Here is a 22,011-nt window from a genome sequence, read left to right as displayed (position 1 = left end):
TGAGACACTTATCTTTTTTAGTGTAATTGATATATGGTATAATACTGGAAAATAGGGGGTTGTATTCATGAGTACCTTTGATAATCAGATAATCCATTCTCTTTCCTACATCTCCATACAACGGGTTGTCGACCGCTTAGAACAAACTTGTCACGAATCATTTCATTCCATACGTTTATACCAAGATCGTATCACCACCTCCAACCGAACATTCTTTCTTGAACATGTATTCGATTTGTCCTATCGCCCCTTCTCAGGCCAAACAGGACTTTTCTATCTTCATACAAATGAAGGCGTTTTTACATTTGAAATTATCGAGGAACCTGATAACTTTATGCAATCCTTTAAAGATATCAGAATTAGTTAAATCAAATCATCATACTCTATATAAGAAAGGTATGCAGAATCTTTAATAGTACGTTTACCTATCATTTCTGCAAGGTATACAAAACTAGAATCTGTGATCATTTACCTGTCTATTCTTAATATATTTACTAATCAATTATATTTATAAACAGCATGTGATATAATGGAAATATATTCAATAAAAGACAAAAAATATATCTTTAGTCCTAGCAGTGATTGTTATCGATTGAAAGGGAGGTGTTAAAATGACCTATCCAAATAATTTGGAAATATTGTATGAAACTATTAGCCAGTTGAGAGATGACGGAAACTATAAAGAAGTCATTAGTAAAGCGGAAGATTTGGTAAATGAAGGAATACTTCATTCAGATAGGAAGGCCGCTTTATTCGCTCATTATATGTGCGCAGTTTCTTATTCCTATATAGGAGACGTCGAAAAGCTATTTTTGCATATCGAAGCTCACCATAAATACTGTCAATCCCATGGTACAAAAAAGGATTGGATGCGTTCCTATTATTTACAGTATTTTATCAGTTTAGTTACATCCGATTTTAAACAAGGCAAAAAATTCATAGAAGATGTATTGTCGATTGCTTTAGAAACAGATCATTTCACTTATGTAAGTATGGCTTATAGTAATTTGAGCTACATTCTAAACCAACAGAAACAATTTACTGAGGCGCTACATGCTGCTCAGTGCGCTCTTGAATACGCTGTTACACATGCAAGTGAAAGAAAAATCCTTACCATTCGGGCTCACTTGCATATCATTGAATCTGCCGTTAATTTAAAACAGGCTGACCTAGCTATGTCCAGTATTGACTATTTGAATGACATCGAGCATCTACGAAAATTCCCGCGTGAAAAAGCATATTTCAAAATACTAAAAGGTCGGCTTTATGAATTACTTGGACAAACGGCTAAAGCCCTTTATTTTTATACACTAGCTATAGAACGATATGAACTATGTAACGACTATGTTCTCTTAAGAGATATTCAGCAGAAACGGATTGCATTAGCGGAAGATATTTGCACGTTTGATGAGTTGGCAATTATCCAAAAAGAGTATATTGATTTACTACATGATTTTGAAAACAAGAACTGGATAAAAACTGCATTGGAATTGAACATGCGATTGGAGAAATATGCGGATAAAACGAGTGAAAATATAGATTATTTAACAGGTGTTTATAATCGTAAGTTTTTAGAAGAAACGACAAATTACTGGATTTTAAATGCTTATGATACGAAAGAGCCGATTGTTTGTATTGTATTTGATATCGACAACTTGAAAGCTATTAATGATACACACGGACATTTAGTAGGTGATGAAGCGATTAAGCTCTTTGCGCGAGTGTGTTCTGAAGAAATTCGAAAAGAAGATTTGTTAGGTCGTTTCGGTGGTGATGAATTCGTACTGGTGATGCAAGGTATTTCGATAGATCAAGCTAAGAACAAGGCCACTCTTCTTGTAAAGAAAGTAGAAGAGACCTCTTCAAATTCCAAAGAGATACCGACGAAAGTTACGATTAGCGTTGGACTGAGTGATAACGTTATGCGAGAAGTGAAAAGTTTCAAAGACTTATTCCACTTGGCTGACTTGGCTCTTTATCGGGCAAAGAACAATGGTAAAAATCAAGTGGTGTCATTTATATAAATAAAACATGAATGCTTGATTGAAAGGATTCATGTTTTTTTGTTTGTATTTTCGTATAAAAGACCTCATCCTAGTTTAGTTAGGATGAGGTCTTTTTTTAGTTAAGTACTTTAACTTTTACGTTTTTACGTCCCCATTGGTACGCACGTGATTTATTCGGAATGAATACATCAATCTTTTTACCTTTAATAGCACCACCAGTATCACCAGCAATAGCATAGCCATACCCTTCAACATGGACTTTCGTACCCAATTTTATCACTCTAGGATCCACTGCGATTACTTTTAGATCCGGATTCTTGCGTAGGTTCAAACCTGTTCTTGTAATTCCTGAACAACCATTACAATATGCAGTATAAGCAGTTGCACTTACCATAAACTCTTTAGAAATCTTCGCTCCATTTGAACGAGACGGCGTTTTAGTTGCTGTATTAGCTGCAACTTTCGACGACTTTACCAAACGTAATTTCTGATTTGGATAAATAACCGTAGACTTTAAGTTGTTCCATTGCTTGATATTTGTGACAGAAACTTTATGTTGCTGCGAAATTTTATATAAAGTGTCACCCTTCTTTACTGTATGTACTGAAGTTGCTGCGGATGTTTCATTCATTCCGCTTGTGAATATTGTGATTAACATGGCTACTGTTAACGAAAATAATAACTTCTTCAATATGCCACCCCTAACGTTTTAATAACCTTATCTTACCAATCTATTGTTACAGATATATTACAGCTATCAGTCAAAACGATTACAACCCTAAGCCTTATGTTACAAAAGTTTTTTATCTCATTTTAATTATTAGAAGGTTTAGGTACTTCATTAGATATAACTAGCATTTAAGTAATAGTAGTTTCTCTGATCGAATGGAAAGTTGAACGTTTTATCAAAGATATAATGGGTAAAAATTTAGTATGGCACCATTGGATCCACTATTTATGAACAAGGAGGAGTTTTTCATGAAAAAAAGATATGTAGTCGCAGCATTTGATACGGATAGAGGAGCCATTGTAGCTATTGAAGATTTAAAACATCAAGAATTTACTACAGATGAGATTTCTGTAATTAGTAAAAATCAACGTGACACGCAACATATTATGGAGGAATAATAAAACGTTCCAAACCGATAAGGGGTGCACCGCATGCCATTGACCAAAAATAAAGATGATATTTCTAGGGCAATGATCAAGCTAATCAAAGATGGTAATTTGGAATCCTTGAAACGAGCTATTAATGAATTAGAACCCATTGATATTGCAGCACAATATCGTAGATTGCCTCGAAAGCGCCATACGATCTTTTTAGAAGTACTAGATACTAATTTGCTAATTGAAATGCTTCAATTTTTATCACGACCTGATCAATTACGCGTACTTGAGCTCGTCGGCCCTACACGTTCTACAGAGTTATTAGATATGATGAAAAGTGATGATTTATCCGATCTATTATCCGATCTTCCCGATAAAAAAGTAGAAAAATTAATTGCAGAGATGCGACAAGAGGAAAAAAATAATATCCAACACAAAAGAAAGTTCCCAAAAGATTCGGCAGGAAGAATTATGATTACACGTTACGTATGGATTCATCAATCTTATACTGTAGCGAAAACTATAGAAAAATTAAAGCATTATGAAGACTTTGCACACTATTTAAATTATGTATATATTATTAATGATGAAAAACAATTAGTCGGTGTATTATCTTATAGAAACTTATTGCTTGCTAACACGGATACTTGTGTAAAAGATATAATGGAAACTTCTATCGCCAAAGTATCGGCAACCACCGAACAAAGTGAAGTTGCAAAAATGATTGGGCGTTTTGATTTCGTATCTCTTCCGGTTGTGAATGAAGACAATGTATTAGTTGGGATTATACGAACTGATGAAATACTTGACCTTGTAGTTAAAGAGGCTAATAAAGATATTGAAATGCTATTTGCTTCTGGTAAATCTATAGACTTTCATACCAAACCGTTAGTCGCAGCCTATCGTCGTCTTCCCTGGTTGATTTTATTGCTATTCATTGGACTAGTTTCTGGAAGCATTATTTCACGTTTTGAAGATACGCTTCAAGCTGTCGTGGCTCTTGCTTTTTTCATGCCCATGATTGCGGGTATGACTGGTAACACAGGTACACAGTCTCTCGCTGTCGTCGTTCGCGGATTAGTATCTGAAGAAATGACAATAAAAAAATCATTGCATTTAGTAGTACGCGAATTGATAGTAGGAATTATATTAGGTGTAGTTTGTGGTGTCGTCATTTCAGTCATCGCATATGTGTGGCAAGATAACTTTACGCTTGGGTTAGTCGTTGGTTCTTCTTTGGTGGCTACTTTGATAATCGGTACACTTGCGGGCACAGTGATACCGCTAATTTTGAATAAGTTTAAAGTGGATCCTGCTGTAGCTTCTGGTCCACTTATTACAACAATTAATGATATTCTATCATTGCTAATTTATTTTGGAATTGCATCCATATTTATTTCTAAACTAATGTAAAATTTCCTGAACATAATACGCATAATATTCAGATAATTATCATATTATTAACTACTTAAAGCGTCATGTAAGGTTGCTGTAATTTATATCATTTTGATGGCAAACACTACAGATACATGACATTTTTCACAGTTCGATGATTTACGTTTATTCTGCTTTGCTTAAGTTTATACTGGTAGTAACACCAATTGCACAAATGGATTTGGGTTGAAGTTTGATGCAGCTGGGTTTGTGATAGCGAGAAAGAAGTCGAATGTTTTGTACCGCTTAGTCGAAGAGCGAGTACATACAAAAAAAAACGCTATGATCATGGATTGATCATAGCGTTTTTTATTTTTATACTTTAGATAGTAAAGGTGGTTTCTTATTTTTCAGTGGATTCGTTTGTTCAATCGCATACCCTACATCTAAAAGTAATGCTTCTGAAAAAGCAGGTCCAATAATCTGTACTCCAACGGGAAGATTACCTTTAAATCCACCAGGAACAGAAAGCGCGGGCAACCCTGTTAAGTTGCTCGGTCCTGTAAAGCGAATAATATTATCGATTAAATCTACTTTCTTACCATTTAATTCCACTGTATCATCACCAATCGTACTAGCAACTACAGGTAATGTTGGTGCAATGAGTACGTCCACCTTTTGGAATGCTTGCTGGAATTCCTGTTTTAATTGACGACGAACTTGCTGCGCTTGCAAATAATCGACCGCTGAAGGAAGTTCCCCAAGTTCAAACAACATCCGGATATCATCCCCGAAGTCTTGTGGTCTCTTCAACATATCTTCGTGGTGAATCGTTGATGCTTCGGAAAGTGATGTGACCAATTCTGCCCATTCAGCGTACTTAAGTGAAGGTATTTTCACAACTTCTACTTTAGCCCCTTGATCTACAAGTGCTTGGATATTTCCACGCACTACTTGATCTACTTCGTTATCGACTTCCTTGAAGAAATATTCTTCATTGACACCGATAACTAAGTCTTTTACATTTCCTTTGATTTTCTTTAGATGGGAATCAACTGGCGTATCGACAGATGTCGGATCTTTTGCGTCGTAGCCAGAAATAATGTCCATCATCCCTGCAGCATCCTTGATTGTTTTCGTCATAGGACCGATATGATCCAATGACCATGCTAATGGATAACAGCCGTATTTACTAACTCTTCCATGTGTAGGTTTCAGTCCAACAATTCCGCAAATCGACGAAGGTATTCTGATAGAGCCTGCAGTATCTGTACCAAGTGATGCGACACTTGATCCTATGGAAACTGCTGCTCCTGACCCACCACTCGAACCGCCTGGAATCTTGCTTGTATCCCATGGGTTTCTAACCGCGCCATAGTGGGGATTATTATTCGTAATTCCCCATGCATATTCGTGCATGCTAAGTTTACCTGTGAAAATAACGCCTGCTTCCCTTAGCTTAGTTACTACTGTTGCGTCATCTTCTGGAATGAAATCCTTATGAATCTTTGATGACATCGTTGTGACTTTATTTTTAAAATACAAGTTATCTTTCAAGGCCATCGGTATACCGTGATACATGCCTCGATAGTTCCCGTCTTTAATTTCTTTTTCCGCTTCGCGTGCAGCTTGTTCTGCTTCATCCCGATAAAACGTCATATAGGCATTGATCGTATCTTGTGTCTCTTCTGCATGATCCAACACAGCTTTCGTCAGATCAACTGGTGATAGTGAACCGCTTTCCAAAAGAGGTGCCAATTCTTCCACAGATTTCTGAATCAATTCTTTAGCCAATATGATCGCCTCCTGGGATATTACGAAGCCCTATATCAGCGTCTTCAATTTTAATATTTTCCAAGTTCCCTCTTAATGCTTGCATTCCCTTCCAGCGACTTTCCAAGATCTCCAAATGCTCAGGTTTAGCCTGAATACCTTTGTTCTCTAATAGTTGCTTGACGGATAGAGACAATGCATTCACTCCTTCAGTTTAATATTTATCTTCATAGGTATTACCTAGTGAGATCAAAACGAAAAGAACAACTTGTTACGAACACTAAGTCGCTAAGTACAGACGAACAATTTCAGTCTAGCATTCTCTAGTATAATAATCAAACTATTCTAAACAAAATAAATACAAAGTCATAGTATACTATTCTTTTTTATTTACTTACCCACTATACTGTTGTTCTAGGAATATTTTCAAACCTACTATTAATTTTTAGTAGATATAAGGCTCATCTAAACTCAAGGCACATACATGAAGAACTTGATTTAGTATTAGAATAGTCGGTTATGTATAATCCTTTTATGAAGTTCCAGCTTTCTTTTATCCACAATGTTTCACTTAATAAGAACAAGGGAATTTGTGAATTAGGAGGTGATCTTTCATGTCTTGGAGTAAAACTGATTATCCTACATCCATGAATAATCTAGATCCAAAAGTTCGAGAAAAAGCAATTGAAATCGCAAACGCACTGTTACGCAAGAACTATGAAGAGGGTCGTGCAATTTCGATTGCCACTGCACAAGCCCATGAATATATTGAAGGAAAAAGTGAAGGCAGGACCCATTACGAAGTGAAATCAAGGCAAAATGAATGGATTTTCAAAAAGTCCTCTAGCGACCACATTATTCTAAAGGAAGATACCAAAAAGAAGTTGTTAGAAAAAGCAAAGAATTATACAACTGAACACAATGGAGTCTTGTCTATATTTCATGCTGATGGTTCGCACGAAAAAACGCTCTATGAATAAACTAGCCCGACTTGTGGGCTAGTTTTCTTTTGATTCTGGTGGATAGGTTACTTTTCCATCCTCCCGTATATTGGGTTCAGCCCCCCACTTCCCTAGTTCATGATTTTCTATTATCGTTTCCTCTTTCGGACCGTCAATGATATGTTTGACTTCCCATTTGTAAGATACAAGCCAATTACTAATGAGTAAGCGATGACATCTAGCAGGATGACGTTCCGAACAACAAATCGCAATTCGCTGATTCGCTGCCTCATTAGTTAATTTATCAATTCCTTCCTTAAATTCAGACGTCAAAGTGAAATCCGCGTAATTATGAAAGGATTGATTATTCCAACCACTATTAATTTCTGAGTCAATTGTTTTGGACTTTCTTCTACGACCACCTAGTTTAGTGCAATGTTTATAGTCAATATTATTTTCGGGAAGCCATTTCTTCATTTGATCCTCGTGGAAATGAGGAAACTTCCGACTGCCCGGAAAAGCACGGATCTCGATTAACTTTTCAATATGTGCATCATCCAGTAACTTCAGGAACTCTTCTTTCGTATGCGTAGAATGACCAATTGTATAAATTTCCATCATTTATCCCTCCTGCTAGTACTCTTCCCTTCTTTTCAGCGCCTTTAACACGCCCTTCCCCTTTGTATTCGGTGAATTCTATGGGAGTTGTATCGATTCCGTTATGAGTGTCGTTATTATGTTTATCTTCGCCATTTTGTTTTTCGGGGTTATGCAGGATGTCGGCCGACAATGGGAAGTTCATCTGTAGATTCCCCGAAAACGGCTGTCATTGGAACAAATTCAAGTGTTAAAATTTTCATCTGCATATGGTCAATTATCAAGTGGTTAGCTGGCGAAGATTCAAGGTGTACATAAAAGTGCAATTTCAACTAGGCATTTGTATGTTAGTAGGTTATTTCGCGAAAAAAATCAGGCAAAGAAGAAAGCTTCCTCCTTCGCCTGATCATTTTTTTTACACAATAAAGTACGCAATAACTGATAGCAAGACAGAAGTTATCGTCATAGCTGCTAGCGGACGCATTGCACGTTCACGAAGGTCTTTCAAGCTAACATTTAGCCCTAATCCAACCATAGCTGCTGTTAATAACCAAGTCGTTAATGTGAAGAGCCCTTCCATCACACCATCTGAAACAGGGATTGAGTGACCGAATACATAACTTCCAAGAATACTTAGAAGAATAAAACCTACTAGGAACCATGGGAATTCAATCTTAGCATTCCCTTCTTCCGTTCCTTTGTTCTTACGTTTCATAATAAAGATGAAAATAAAACAAAGGGGAACTAATAAGAATACACGGCCAAGCTTTGCAAGCAAGGCAATTGCCAAGCCATCTTCTCCTGCCGGCGCACCCGCTAACGCAACGTGCGCTACTTCGTGAAGACTAATACCTGCCCACATTCCATATTCAATGGAGTCAAGCGGTAAAATGGGACGAAGAATCGTATAGCCAATGGCGAAAATCGTACCCATTAATGCGATGATGCCTACACCGATTGCAGTATCTTCATCTTTTACTTTTACAATTGGTGCGACTGCCGCAATTGCGGCTGCTCCGCAGACACCCGTTCCCACACCTAGTAATAGAGAGATATTTTTATCGGCTTTAAATACTTTTGCTAGCCACACGGTCATAAAAATTGCAAAAGCAATAACACCCACGTCTCTCGCTAATAAGCCTAATCCATCACTTAACACCGTATCAATATTTAGTTTCAATCCGTATAAAATAATAGCTGTTCGAAGTAAACGTTTAGATGAAAAAGCAATTCCCGAGCGAAGAGCTTCGGGATAACCGAACACTTGACGGTATGCAACTGCAATAATAATGGCGCATGCCAACTGACCTATATGGTTGAAGCCTGGTACTTTTGCTAAAAAGAATCCTAATAAGGCGATGAAAAATGTAAAAGCTACCCCACCAATCCAGGCTGTTCCTTTTGGCATTTGATAAGATTTTCGTTGTTCTGAAGTCACGTTTGAAGAAGCCACGATGACAACACCTCCTGTATCTAGTATATGAAAAGTCTAGCTATAAGAAAAATAATTATTTATAATAGGTATGATAAGTAAATATATATACGAGAAGAGGGGTTGCTTCAGTGGATCACCAACTACTAGTATTCATTACAGTGGCTGAAAGAAAGAACTTTTCTAGGGCGGCGGAAGAACTGCATATGACACAACCAGCAGTCAGTCAATACATTCGTTCACTTGAAGAATCTATCGGTGTGCGCTTACTAGAGCGTACCAATAAATATGTTCGACTCAATCAAGCGGGAGAAATCGTCTATCATCATGCGAAAGAAATCGTTGGTTTGTATTCTAAGATGCAAAACTTAGTCGATGATTTAACAAATAAAGCTAGTGGTCCATTAAAAATAGGCGCAAGTTACACATTCGGCGAATATGTACTTCCACATATATTGTCCAAACTCGTATCAGACTATCCATCGATCGAGCCCGAAGTAACCATTGGTAATACAGCAGAGATTGCTGAGCTAGTCATTAATCATCAGCTAGATGTTGGACTAATTGAAGGCCACTTTAAAGAAGCCGAACCGTTGCAAAACGAAGACTTCGCGGAAGATGCGATGTATATCATAGCCTCTCGCAACCACCCATTAGTTCAGAAAAACCATAGGATATCTATCGATGAATTGGCCAATGACATGTGGTTGCTAAGAGAAGAAGGTTCAGGAACTCGTGAAGCCTCAGAACTATTCTTTTCTCAATCCGGCTTCTATCCCTCACGTATTATGCAATTTAGTAGCACACAGCCCATTAAGGAATCAGTCGAAGCAGGACTCGGCATCAGTCTGGTCTCACAATGGGCAATTCAAAAAGTACTTCACTACGGCGATTTAGCACTATTGCCAGTAAAAGGTACTCCTTTCAAACGAAATTTCTCCATTGTTACGAACTCCCCCTTTCAAACGAAAGCATTACAAGTCTTCATAGAGTTGCTAAAAAGTAGTGAAGAACTTACCGTTTTAAACAAAAAAACTACCGTTGACAAGGAATAAACTTGTCAACGGTAGTTTTGCACAATGAAAGAACCTTGCCAGAAGTGACAAGGTTCATCCATTGATCTATTATACATTTTCAGTTGAGCTTGATTGCTGAACTAAAGCTTCTCCCATTACTACCTCTTTTTCTGCCTCTGGCCCAAATTGGACTTCATACATAATTTTCGCAGCTTTTGGAGCCGCCCAGAAAGTAGGAAATAGCAAAAGGGAAACAGGGATCGCTGTTACAACAATAAAGGATTGAATCGCTTGTACTCCACCTTCACTAATCATTAATAATACAATTGCAACTGCCCCCATGATGACAGCCCAAAAGACGCGCATCACTTTCGGTGGATGACCATCTCCTGTAATAGCTACTGAAATGGTATACGCCATCGAATCAGCTGTTGTGACGACAAATAAAATGGTTACTAATAAGAAAAGTGGCGCAATCATCCAACTAAATGGTAGTTGCTGTGTTATAGCGACCATCGCAGCAGGCATTCCTGAAACATTAAGTGCTTCCGAAATAACCCCAGGCTGACCCACTTCGTAAAAGATCCCCGTGCCCCCTACAACAGTAAACCAAAATGCTGTTACGACCGGAGCTGTAATAGATACCGCTAACACTAAATCACGAATCGTACGTCCGCGTGTAATCGTTGCGATAAAAATTGCCATCATCGGTCCATAACCTAAGAACCAACCCCAGAAAAAGATTGTCCATGAACCAAGCCAAGCTGAATCTCCGCGGAATGTACTCAATCCAATAAATTCCTGAATATGTACTCCACTAGCTGAAATAAATGTATTAATAATAAAACCACCTGGTCCTACTAGTAATAAAGCAACCATTAAAATTAACGTAATGATTACATTTAAATTACTTAGAAACTGAATTCCTTTACGCAGGCCAGTCACAGCTGAAACCGTCGCTATCACTACTACACCAACAATTATCATGACTTGTGTAAATAATGTATTGGGCACACCGTATAATGCTTCCATTCCATAAGCAGCCTGCAAACCAAGAAAGCCAATCGGCCCGATTGTACCCGCTGCTACTGCTATTACAGAAAATGCATCTATGATTGTACCTAAAGCACTTTTACGCATGATTTTCTCACCAAGCAAAGGATACAGTAATGTACGAGGTTTCATCGGCATTCCTTTTTGATAATGCGCGTACATCAAGACAATAGTTCCTAATGTTCCTAGAATCGACCAGGCAAGAAAGCCCCAATGTAAATACGATTGTGCAAATGCCGGAATAATTGCACTCTCAGTACCCGAAACCACATCTGGAAACGTTGGTGGACGATCAAGAAAATGATACATTGGCTCAGCAGCTGCCCAAAATACACCACCGCCTGCTAGCAACGTCGTCATAATCATAGCTAACCATTTAAAATAGCCTACCTCCGGCTTTTCCATACCCCCTAAACGGATCTTGCCATATTTAGAAAATGCTAAAAATAGTGCAATTAAAAATGTGCCCAATAATAAGATTTGCCAAAACGCACCGAAATATTTCACTGAAAAAGCGAATGATTTGTCCACCATATCCGACACAAACCCTAGATTAACGAATGAAGCAATTACAAAAGCGACCAATAATCCGCCACTGATTACCAAGACAGGACGATCCGTTTTTGATTCATATCTACCCATATTCATACCTCCTAAATGAGACAATTATTGTAAACGCTTACTTTTTAACGGATGAAGAAGGGGAGAAATTACTCCACTTCCACGATAACGTCAATTTCTACAGCGGCTCCGCGAGGTAACATCATTCCTACTGCTGTCCGTGCGTGTGCTCCTACATCTTCTCCAAACACTTCCACTAATAAATCAGAAGCACCATTCATCACTTTAGCTTGTCCTGTAAAGTCGAATGCCGTATTAATCATACCAAGCAATTTAACGAATTTCTTTACTTTCGACAGCTCACCGACTTCTTCTTTAATCGTAGACAACGCAAATAGAATCGCTTGTCTTGAAGCAGCGTATCCTTCTTCGATCGTTAACGTATCGCCTACTTTACCGATTACATCGTAAGAAAGGGATCCTGATAAAAACAATAGATTTCCTGTACGTACGCAAGATATGTAGTTTCCACCTTTTGCACGTTTTTCTGGTAGTTCTAACCCTAGCTCTTTCAATTTATCTTCTGGTCTCATTGTAATCATCCTTTGTATTAAAGTGAGTTTGTAATTTCTTCAGTTGCCGACAATAGTTCGGCTATATGTGATTCCATCGTATCGCGGTTCCATCTGAATAATGGACCCGATATGGATAATGCACCAATGACGCGTCGTTTCTTATCAAATACCGGAGCCGATAATGCGGCTACATTAGATGTAATCTCTTCTTCATTTATTGCGTATCCTTGCGCTCTTGTGTCTTCAAGCAACTGTTCTAACCGTTTTCTTTCATCAAGCGGCAACGTAGCTAATACCCGCCCTTGTAGCTCTGCCGATTGAAAGGCAAGAATCGCTCGACCACTCGCTCCAACATGTATGGGCAATCGATTTCCCATTCCTACTGAACGTCTAATCTCTTGCTGACTTTCATACTCCATTACACAAATTCTCATTTGGCCAGTGGGCATATAGAATCCCACGGTTTCACCTGTATCATTTCGCAGTGACATGAGCCAAGGTTCAATAACTGGCGAGATCGGCACTTCCGTCAATATTTTATTGGCATAGTCTAAGAATATAGCACCCAAAGAATAGAGCTTCGAACGCGGATCTTGGAATACCATGCCTTCAATTTTTAATGTCGTCAACAATCGATGCACAATCGTCGTAGACAATCCCAAACCCTTGCTAATATCACTGACTCCTTGAGGACCAGATACATCGTTAAGGTAATTGATGACGGATATCGCACGCACTACTGTAGAAGATACTTCAGGTGCTTTTCCCGCTATCTTTTTCATAACAATCCTCTCCCCTAACGTTATATATTAATGTAAAAAGAAGAGGAAAGATCAAGCTTTCCTCTTTTCGGTTCTTAGTTGCTGTTGATATAACGCGTTTTGTTCTGGCAGTAGAACTCGACTGCTTCGCTACCAAGTTCTTTGTACGTTCCTGTACTTGACTGCTTGTAACCGCCAAATGGTGCTTGGAAAAACGTTCCTGTCGTTGTCATATTGACTTTGACGATACCCGCTTGGATTTCGCTTAATGCACGGTTCATATACGTTAAGTTACGTGTACAAATCGCTGCGGATAGACCGAATGCGATATCATTAGCTACTTCAATCGCTTCATCAATTGACTCAATTTCGATAATGCTGATCACTGGACCGAATACTTCTTCTTGTGCAATTCTCATGTCTGTTGTCACGCCACCAATAACTGTAGGCTCTACGAAGAATCCTTTATCCGAACCTTCAAATACAGGAATACCGCCACCTGTTAGGATTTCTCCGCCTTCAGCTCTTGCTACTTCGATCAAGTCTAATGTGGACTGACGCTCTGGACCACTCACTTGAGGTCCCATCGTTACGCCTTCATCCATACCGTTACCGATTTTAATTAATTTAGAAGCTGCTACTAATTTGTCCGTGAATTCTTGACGAATGTCTTTATGGACAAGGACACGGCTAGTTGCTGTACATGCTTGGCCTGTTTGACCATATCCACCTGCTACTGCTAGTTGAACTGCTGCATCTACATCTGCGTCTTCCATTACAAGTAGTGGGTTTTTACCGCCCATTTCAAGCAATACGCGCTTCATATCTTTTGCTGCTTCTTTATAGATTAAGTTACCTACACGGTTTGATCCCGTGAACGTGATTGCTTTAACCGCTGGATGGCTGATCATATCTGTTACTAGACGACCAGGTCCTACTAATTGGTTCACAACACCTGCAGGAACGCCCGCACGTTCTACGATTTCAACAAACTTTTGTGCTGTTAATGGTGTTTCTGAAGATGCTTTCAAAACAACTGTGTTACCAGCTAAAATTGCAGGTGCGATCTTCCACGCTGGAATAGATAGTGGGAAGTTCCAAGGCGTTACGACTAACACAACACCTAGAGCTTCTTTATGCAATTCAATTTGTACACCTGGCATATCAGATTCAACGATGCGGCCTGTCATACGACGGCCTTCGCCAGCGTAGAACTTAACGATTCCTGCTGCGTAATTAACTTCTTTTAACGCATCTCCGTATGTTTTACCTTCTTCTTTTACAATGATACGCGCAATTTCCTCTGCTTCCGCTTGCATGATTTCTGCGATTTTAAATAGGTACTCTCCGCGAACTGGTGATGGTGTTTTGCTCCATGCCGGGAATGCCTGTTCAGCTGCTGTAAGTGCCGCTTGTGCATCCTGTTCATTGGATTGTTTAACCGTTACAACTAGTTCATCTGTATTTGCAGGGTTTTTGATTTCAAGGATATCTGTGCCTGAAGTTTCCACCCATTCACCGTTGATATAGTTCTTCAATACTTTAACTTCGTTTTTAACTGTCATCATTTACAATCTCCTCCAGCTATTATATTTCGTTATTACGCCATTTCGCCTGCGCCGCGTTCGCGCGATTGATCGGTTGATTCTACTAACATACGCTTGCCTATTTCGTTCAGATCTATCCAAAGTTCGCGACTGACCTCTGTTCCGAACTGCCAAGACGATTCCCATCTTTGTTCGAAATCATCTGTTGTCGTTAAAATATAAGACGTATCTATAGTGTCCTGGAATGTATCCATTAATTCATCCACTTTTTCTATGTTTGTCGTTCCAAATATGCAGAATCTCGTAGTCACTGCCGGTAACTTTAGTTTGTCATCACCTGTCAACCCTAGTTCCTCATTAATCCCTTCCATAATATCTTCGTTATCTCGCTTATGAATCATGATTGGGAAAGAAGAATTTGGTGAAGAAATAATTAGTGAAGAATGACTTGGTTTTTTATAGACAATGATGCTTCCGAGTCCCTTACGTGATATATACATAGCTTGTTGCACGAGTACACGAGAAGGTCTCGCATCACGTACGCAGACTGCTGCTGAAGGTTGATCTTGTAGGCGTGCAATCACATAATCCGCACAAGCCTTACCAAGCAACATACCACTCTGCTTACCACCATCTATAACAGTTACTCGATCGGACTCTTTCAATATTTCCAACTCTTCGAATTCACTTTGTAAGTTCGGCAATTCATCTGACAATTGCTGTAAGCCGTAAAGACCGAGGAACTCCGCATTTGCTACGGTTTCAGCTCCTTCTTCCGCGTAGCCATAAGGGACTCCACACGCTTGGAAGATCTTTTTACAATGGGTATATAATTCTAAGTGAGAGACACGCATTTCTCCAACTCCTTCTCAGCCTTAAATCCTTCTGCAAAGAACCGGTGCCAGTTGCCGCCCATAATTTTAGAAACTTCATCATACGTCATACCGCGAGCAGCTAATCCGTTGGCGATATTTGGGAAATCCAATGGTGTCTGGAACCATTCCGGCCAATCCGGCCAACCTGGGCTATCTTTAGATCCTGCACCATAATCAATTTCATGTGTCCATCTTCCCATACGCATCCACGCAAGGAAGTCAACGGACATATTATGAGTTAAATCTGTTCCAATTCCTACGTGGTCAATTCCCATGAAATCCGCTGTGCGTGCAATCATATCACAGAACTCTTCAAGTGTAGTATTGGCGCCATTGATTAAGTGTGGATATGCACAAACACCAAGTACACCTTTATTTTCACGTAAAGCAGATAAGATTTCTTCTGATTTATTACGTTTTGTTGGATAGATCCAATCCGCATTCGCATGTGTAATCGCTACAGGACGACTAGAAATAGCTAACGTATCAAGTGACGTCTTCGTGCCAACATGTGATAAATCGATTACCATTCCTACACGATTCATCTCGGAGATGACGTTCTTACCGAAGCGTGAAAGACCTGGATCTGTTTCTTCATAGCAGCTGCTACCGACTAAGTTCTGATTGTTATATGTCAATTGCATGATTTTTACGCCTAGCTCATTGAAAACAGATACTAAACCTAATTCATCTTCAAGAGCGGACGTATTTTGTGCACCAAGGATAATACCTAGTTTTCCAATACGCTTCGCTGTTTCGATGTCTGCACCCGTTTTTACAGGCATGACCAAATCGCTATGTTCTGCAAAAAAACGATGCCAGTCCGATACTTTGGTCAATGTCTCACGCGCATTTTCCCACAAACCTACGCAAGCATGCACACAAGTGACACCGCCTTTTTGTAGCATCAAAACAAAATCACGGTCCCAGTTACTTAATTCTAATGCATCTATTACTATCATATCTTTCATATCTATAGTCATTTGATCTCCTCCGCTTTCGGTAATAATGGATAGAACCAATCATCTTGGAATGAAGTTGTTCCAATTTCCTCAACTAGTGGCGCTCCTTGGAATAACGTAATACGTACCCATCGATTCGATTTAGGATCAAAACGCTCTGCACCGAAGACTGCTAACTTGCAGCGCAATAAATAGATTGGCAGCAAGTCTTTACCGGTTAAATTGGTCTGGACTTCACCATATTCTAGTCCGTCTAGTGATTGAATTCTTCTAACGATTCCACGTAATTCAGGTTTCTTTAGTAAGAATGCTGCAACCAATTGATGATCTTCGCACTCTTGTAATTCCGTGGCTAACTGTTGGACTTGCTCTGCAATATTCATTGGCATCGCTAGCTCATCACCTGGATCTACGTTACGCTCACCAATTCTTGGTTCTTCTTTTTCTACTGAGCGATACCAGAAGTAGTATCTTTCATCTGGTTCTGTGAAATCATATTGGAATGCCCATTTATATTGATTTTCAATAATTTCACGTAATGCACCGATGGACATTTCTGGTATTAGATGAAGCCCATCATCCGCATTTGTCTGATGCTCCAGGTCTGTGATGACGTCTGGATATAATTCTATTAGTTGAGAATTGATAAGTTCCTGTGCTTCTATAGTAAAGCGTTCTTGAACTTTATCAGTAAAGTCGAACCAAACGCTTCTTTCTTGCTGTTCGGTATTGTTGATAGTTGAACAAACTTCCTGAACTAGGCTTGAAATTTCTTCAATTTCTTTTGCCAAATCTCTTGGATTTTCAAACACTTGCATGTTCGGAATCGGTGCATCTTCAAAGAATGTATCTACTTGCTGTAGATTTTCAACTAAACGCTGACAGTCTTCTACTGAAGGATGCTTTTTCTTCGCACGTGCCAATGCTACTTCACGAATCCAAATCCACTGATTCAAAAGCTTTGGATGCGAAATCAAGTAAGGTACCATTCCAAGTCCAGTTGCATTCCCTGTCCCCAATAGCTTTTTAACTTCTGGGTTCAATGTAGCTGCTTGTGGATTTCGGTTACGTGCGATATGTTCAACCATTTCAAAACTGAAATGACGTAGCATATAAACTGCAAACATTTGCGCTAAAAACGCACCGCTGAATGTATGATTATCTTTCATCTTTTCATAAGGAGCGATACCGAATTTGCCGTTTCCGTAAACAGCAGTCGTTCTATATAAATAGCCGATATCATAAAGCATTTCTAACTCTGGTTGCTCGCCTTTTGACAACGCTTCCACGACGTGGTTAAAAACACGCTCACTCTTATTTGCACGGGACCATACGAGATCCGTTACATCTCCGCGACCCATTTCTTGCTTTGGTAGTTCTTGTTTCATTCGTTTTAGTTTTTTATCGGAAATATCTCCTTCGCAAAGTGCAAATGTAACGTCCCACTTTTCTGAAATTACGCGATCGTTTCGATTCTCATCGCTAATTTCTCGGGACAATGCAACGAATGTGTACTGTCCTTTTGGGGTAGTAATAGTATATAAAGCCTCTCCATAACCTTCTTTGTCTAAATCAAATGCGGTCTGCTCAATCTTCCAGGCTTCACGCATCATCTTGCGACATAAAATACGTAAAAAGCTGAGACTTGTAGAGCGCATGACGCCAAGTCTTTGGATTTGCATTACTTCAGATGCCGGTCTAAGTGCATCGGTATTTATAATAACTTTGTTGACCATCACAAACATCCTCCATTCTTCTACCCCCATCGTGGCAGTTACACTTTTACGAATAACGGAATGCGTTTCCGAATTTCTATCTTCATTCTAAACCCGTACTTATACTCTGTCAATCCTTTATGTCGAAATTAAAAGAATTATAAAAGAAACCTTTGAATCTTTTTAGATTCAAAGGTTTCTTTTTGTTTAATTTATAGTGAAAGTAAATGAAAAAGATTGATGATACTGTTTCGCTTCGTTAATCACCTATACGTACTTTCTATTGTCTATTGTCTACGATTATTTACTTCTCTCGGTCATTTGACGCCAGATGGACCCTTTTGCTTCTTCGCCTTCTTCGATACGTGCGATAGCCATTCGCACTTGAAGCTTGACCTCGAATTCATTATCGTTTTCAGCAGCGTGTAGGGCTGGTAGTGCGCTTTCTGTTCCGGTTTCGTATAGGAACATCGCCGCACGCCAGCGGACTAGTTTGTTTTTGTCTTGCAGCATACGAATAGCCGCTGATTCAAATCCTACATAGCCGAGGTCGCTCATGCAATCAGCTGCTGTTCGACGCACTGCCCAACTTTTGTCTTCTAATGCTTTTTCGATAAACGGAATGACTGATTCGTCTTCTATCATTCCAAGGTATACCGTCGCCAATCTGCGGATCGACATTTTTTCGTCTTCAAGCGCAAGAGTGAGTACAGGATAATCGGAAACATCTGGGTCTGGCATTTGGTCTAGTAACTGGAATCGTTTTTCCCATTCCGGTACCGCAAATTCATCAAGTGTCACTTTCTGACCTTTTACTTTTGTTTGGTCAGCTGCTTGTTCAGCTTTTTCTACTAATTCGTGTAGCCGTTTTTCTGGATAAGCGGCTTCTAGTTCCTGCACGACTTGCTCTCCTACTTCTTGCAGTTCACCATAACGGATGCCGTAGTCTGCCCATTTTCTGAGTAGAATATAGTTTTCTACCTCGGAATGATGAACCATTTCCATTGCCTGGATAAAACGTTCGCTTAATCCGAAACGCTTTTCCGAATCACTGCTAAACACTTTTACTTGTAGCGGTATTTCTTTGTACGTTTGCACATGAACATAAACTTCACCGTAATGTTCATCTAGTAGGATTTCTTCGGATGTCTCTGCTTCAGTGACTTCTTCATTTAGAATAGCGCGCACTTCAGCAAGAATGGACTCCCAAGGGACATTGCCGATTCGCTCTACTGCCATGAAATCCATTACATGGTAAATGCCTTTTATGCCTTGGATGGCTAGTAACGAACGAATAGGCTCAGAAGCTTGGTCTTGATCTATCTTTTTATAATTATGACTTGTACCGTCAGGCAATGCTGTTTCTAAAATGATTTTCATCGAGTTCGGACTTGGTGTAGGTTCAATCATTTTTATTTTCAAGAAAATCTCCTCCAATAGGTTAGTCAGCTAGTTCCTGTAAATAAGACCAATGTTCAATTAGTTCTTCATATTTTTTGTTCAATTCTGCAAGCTGTTCATCGAGCACTCTAAGTCGGTCATAGTCAGATCCTGTGCCTGCCATTTCTTCCTCAGTTTCCGAGATTTTTGTTTCCATCGCTTCTATATCTGCTTCAATCGTTTCCCACTGTTTTTTCTCAGCATACGTCATTTTCTTTTTCTGCTTCGGCTGTTCCACTGGTTGCTCTTCAACTATTGGTGCTGCTTTCTGCTCCTTTTGTGGTGCTTCTTCTAAGAAATCCGAATACAAACCGAGCCAGACTTGTACGTCACCCGATCCATCGAGCACCCAAAGTTTGCGTGAAATACGATCCAGGAAGAAGCGATCGTGTGAAATTGTCACGACAACACCTGCAAATGTATCAATGAATGCTTCAAGAACAGACAACGTCTCTAAGTCCAAGTCATTTGTCGGCTCATCTAGTAATAACACGTTCGGTTGTTCCATTAATAGCTTCAATAAATACAGTCGTTTCCGTTCACCACCTGAGAGCTTCCCGATAGGTGTTCCGTGGGCTGAGGATGGAAATAAAAACCTCTCCAACATTTGCGTGGCAGACAGACGCTCACCAGCACCTGTCTCTATATCATTGGACGTTTCACGAATGTATTCAATGATCCGCTTATTCTCATCCATAATCGGAGTGTGCTGATGGAAATGGGCAATTCTCACAGTCGATCCCGTATCTATTTCACCTGAATCAGGCGTAAGCGAGCCTTCTAACATGTGGAGAAGCGTCGTTTTACCGACACCATTCGGTCCAATAATCGCAATACGATCCTTCGCTTGTAAAATCGCAGAGAACGGATGCAATATGACTTTCTCGCCAAAACGTTTCGTAATATTTTGGATTTCCAGAACTTTCTTGCCGAGACGAGTCGTTTGCAAATCCATTTCGAAATCTAATGAATCGCCTGACTGCTTCACTTTTTCCTCAAGATCTTCAAAACGACCAATTCTAGCTTTTTGTTTAGTCGAACGCGCTTTTGCACCACGTCGTATCCACTTCAACTCATTACGGTAACGATTACGGTCTTTCTGTTCAGATGAAGCAGCCATTTCTAAACGCATCGCTTTAGATTCTAGATAATCCGCGTAGTTTCCAGTATGCGAATACAATGTTTTATCCGCTAGCTCGTATATATGGGTAGCTACTTGATCTAAAAAGTAACGATCATGCGTGATGAACATCACAGCACCTTGTACGTTTAGTAAAAAATCTTGTAGCCAACGAATCGATTCTACATCGAGATGGTTCGTAGGCTCATCTAATAATAATAAATCCGCTGGCTCAATCAATACTTTTGCAAGCGCCACTCGTTTTTTCTGTCCACCTGAAAGTTCGCCCATCTTGCGGTCAAACATATCAATTCCAAGCTTCATCAGAATCGTACGAGCTTGCGCATTCAAATCCCAGCCGTCCGTCGCATCCATTTCATTTTGCAAACGCGAGAAACGTTCTTGATATTGTGGATCAGAAGAATTTACTGTAAGTTCCTGGAGCGCATGTTCATACGCAAGGTTTAGCTTAATAATCGGCGCATCACTTTCAAACACCGTTTCCATTACGGTTAACTCAGGGTTCACAACAGGTTCCTGCGGCAAGAAAGCAATTCTATATTTATTTGGATGATCCATTGAAAGCGTATCTGCATCTTCTTGTCCTGCCAGTATCGATAATAAAGTTGATTTACCTGTACCATTAATACCAATTAATCCGACTTTCTCTCCACTAGAAATCGTAAATTGCACGTTTTTAAATAATGTTTTATCTCCAACCGTTTTGGTTAACTTCTCAATCACTACTTGACTCATCTTGGCACATCCTATCTTCAAGTTCCTTCTGTACTTAGTATAGCTGAAATAAGGAAAACTTGAAAATGAGTTGAATATCCGTCCCTTGTTCTAAACACTTCAGTCCGTTTCTGTATGTAAAGAAGTAATTCGTCACTGTACCCACTTCGGCGCTGGCGGATGGCTCCCGCAATAAGCCAGATAGGAAGTACGCCTATCCGTCTTATTGCTCCGCCTACCGCTTGTAAGGCGCCTACGTTTGGTGAGGTGAAGTAAGTGGCTTAGTACGTTGAAGTTAGTAAGGAATTCAGTAATTTCTAGACACTTTGATCCGCTTCTGAATTTTGTTAAGTAATCATCACTGTACCCACTTCGGCGCTGGCGGATGGCTCCCGCAATGAGCCAGAAACGAAGTACGCCT

At 39.6% G+C, this 22,011-nt stretch carries 20 protein-coding genes; 6 read left to right on the top strand and 14 right to left on the bottom strand.

Annotation, left to right across the window (positions count from 1 at the left end; genetic code table 11):
• Positions 1-67 precede the first annotated feature (67 nt).
• Positions 68-367 carry a hypothetical protein gene (locus tag CSV79_RS06505; protein WP_099688234.1) on the top strand — a complete coding sequence of 100 codons (300 nt, stop codon included), beginning with the start codon at positions 68-70 and terminating at the stop codon, positions 365-367.
• 244 nt (positions 368-611) lie between these two features.
• Entirely contained in the window at positions 612-2,024 is a 1,413-nt protein-coding gene (locus CSV79_RS06500) for a GGDEF domain-containing protein (RefSeq protein WP_099688233.1), read from the top strand.
• Between the two features lie 97 nt (positions 2,025-2,121).
• Here the strand turns inward: CSV79_RS06500 and CSV79_RS06495 are convergent, their stop codons facing one another.
• Positions 2,122-2,697 carry a 3D domain-containing protein gene (locus CSV79_RS06495; protein WP_099688232.1) on the bottom strand — a complete coding sequence of 192 codons (576 nt, stop codon included), beginning with the start codon at positions 2,695-2,697 and terminating at the stop codon, positions 2,122-2,124.
• Positions 2,698-2,984: 287 nt separating this feature from the next.
• On the opposite strand from CSV79_RS06495, the gene CSV79_RS16760 reads away from it, so the two are divergent.
• Together CSV79_RS16760 and mgtE are read left to right on the top strand one after the other, a co-directional pair.
• Complete coding sequence (locus tag CSV79_RS16760) at positions 2,985-3,134, top strand: general stress protein (protein ID WP_158232483.1); 150 nt, start codon at positions 2,985-2,987, stop codon at positions 3,132-3,134.
• 33 nt (positions 3,135-3,167) lie between these two features.
• Positions 3,168-4,526 (top strand): magnesium transporter, encoded by a 1,359-nt coding sequence (gene mgtE / locus CSV79_RS06490; protein WP_099688231.1) that lies wholly within the window; start codon positions 3,168-3,170, stop codon positions 4,524-4,526.
• 336 nt (positions 4,527-4,862) lie between these two features.
• On the opposite strand, the gene CSV79_RS06485 is transcribed toward mgtE, so the two are convergent.
• Complete coding sequence (locus tag CSV79_RS06485) at positions 4,863-6,281, bottom strand: amidase (RefSeq protein WP_099688230.1); 1,419 nt, start codon at positions 6,279-6,281, stop codon at positions 4,863-4,865.
• On the bottom strand, positions 6,274-6,465 hold the full coding sequence (locus CSV79_RS06480; RefSeq protein WP_233201386.1) for a hypothetical protein: 192 nt from the start codon (positions 6,463-6,465) through the stop codon (positions 6,274-6,276). Before CSV79_RS06480 ends, CSV79_RS06485 begins: the two co-directional genes overlap by 8 nt.
• A gap of 409 nt (positions 6,466-6,874) precedes the next feature.
• Here CSV79_RS06480 and CSV79_RS06475 point away from each other — a divergent pair, with 409 nt between their 5' ends.
• Positions 6,875-7,240, top strand: coding sequence for a DUF2188 domain-containing protein (locus CSV79_RS06475; RefSeq protein ID WP_099688228.1), 366 nt, complete (start codon positions 6,875-6,877; stop codon positions 7,238-7,240).
• A gap of 18 nt (positions 7,241-7,258) precedes the next feature.
• Here the strand turns inward: CSV79_RS06475 and CSV79_RS06470 are convergent, their stop codons facing one another.
• Both CSV79_RS06470 and CSV79_RS06465 read right to left on the bottom strand, forming a co-directional pair.
• A complete protein-coding gene (locus tag CSV79_RS06470; RefSeq protein ID WP_369824930.1) occupies positions 7,259-7,822 on the bottom strand; it encodes a DUF488 domain-containing protein in 564 nt (187 codons plus the stop codon).
• A 391-nt stretch (positions 7,823-8,213) separates the two neighbouring features.
• A complete protein-coding gene (locus CSV79_RS06465) occupies positions 8,214-9,206 on the bottom strand; it encodes a YeiH family protein (protein WP_099688293.1) in 993 nt (330 codons plus the stop codon).
• Positions 9,207-9,361: 155 nt separating this feature from the next.
• Between CSV79_RS06465 and CSV79_RS06460 the strand changes: the two genes are divergently transcribed.
• A complete protein-coding gene (locus CSV79_RS06460) occupies positions 9,362-10,285 on the top strand; it encodes a LysR family transcriptional regulator (RefSeq protein WP_099688226.1) in 924 nt (307 codons plus the stop codon).
• A gap of 69 nt (positions 10,286-10,354) precedes the next feature.
• On the opposite strand, the gene CSV79_RS06455 is transcribed toward CSV79_RS06460, so the two are convergent.
• The 9 genes from CSV79_RS06455 to CSV79_RS06415 all read right to left on the bottom strand — a co-directional run bounded on the left by CSV79_RS06455 (position 10,355) and on the right by CSV79_RS06415 (position 21,611).
• On the bottom strand, positions 10,355-11,941 hold the full coding sequence (locus CSV79_RS06455) for a BCCT family transporter (protein ID WP_099688225.1): 1,587 nt from the start codon (positions 11,939-11,941) through the stop codon (positions 10,355-10,357).
• A gap of 68 nt (positions 11,942-12,009) precedes the next feature.
• Positions 12,010-12,453 (bottom strand): RidA family protein, encoded by a 444-nt coding sequence (locus CSV79_RS06450; RefSeq protein ID WP_099688224.1) that lies wholly within the window; start codon positions 12,451-12,453, stop codon positions 12,010-12,012.
• Positions 12,454-12,470: 17 nt separating this feature from the next.
• Positions 12,471-13,217, bottom strand: coding sequence for an IclR family transcriptional regulator (locus CSV79_RS06445; RefSeq protein WP_099688223.1), 747 nt, complete (start codon positions 13,215-13,217; stop codon positions 12,471-12,473).
• Between the two features lie 74 nt (positions 13,218-13,291).
• On the bottom strand, positions 13,292-14,764 hold the full coding sequence (locus CSV79_RS06440; RefSeq protein ID WP_233201385.1) for an aldehyde dehydrogenase family protein: 1,473 nt from the start codon (positions 14,762-14,764) through the stop codon (positions 13,292-13,294).
• Between the two features lie 32 nt (positions 14,765-14,796).
• The gene (locus tag CSV79_RS06435) at positions 14,797-15,597 is read right to left on the bottom strand and encodes a DUF3726 domain-containing protein (protein WP_099688222.1); all 801 of its coding nucleotides are present in this window, start codon (positions 15,595-15,597) and stop codon (positions 14,797-14,799) included.
• Positions 15,579-16,601: a membrane dipeptidase gene (locus tag CSV79_RS06430; protein ID WP_099688221.1), complete on the bottom strand. Its 1,023-nt coding sequence runs from the start codon at positions 16,599-16,601 to the stop codon at positions 15,579-15,581. The genes CSV79_RS06435 and CSV79_RS06430 overlap by 19 nt, the downstream gene beginning before the upstream one ends.
• A complete protein-coding gene (locus tag CSV79_RS06425) occupies positions 16,598-18,316 on the bottom strand; it encodes a hypothetical protein (RefSeq protein ID WP_099688220.1) in 1,719 nt (572 codons plus the stop codon). Before CSV79_RS06425 ends, CSV79_RS06430 begins: the two co-directional genes overlap by 4 nt.
• A 279-nt stretch (positions 18,317-18,595) precedes the next feature.
• Entirely contained in the window at positions 18,596-19,717 is a 1,122-nt protein-coding gene (locus CSV79_RS06420; protein WP_099688219.1) for a virulence factor, read from the bottom strand.
• A gap of 19 nt (positions 19,718-19,736) precedes the next feature.
• Positions 19,737-21,611, bottom strand: a complete 1,875-nt coding sequence (locus CSV79_RS06415; RefSeq protein WP_099688218.1) for an ABC-F family ATP-binding cassette domain-containing protein — start codon at positions 21,609-21,611, stop codon at positions 19,737-19,739.
• Positions 21,612-22,011: the final 400 nt, after the last annotated feature.

Origin of the sequence: Sporosarcina sp. P13 (genome assembly GCF_002743055.1) — a bacterium.
Taxonomy (GTDB): Bacteria; Bacillota; Bacilli; order Bacillales_A; family Planococcaceae; genus Sporosarcina.
This window is presented reverse-complemented; position numbering and strand designations above follow the sequence as displayed.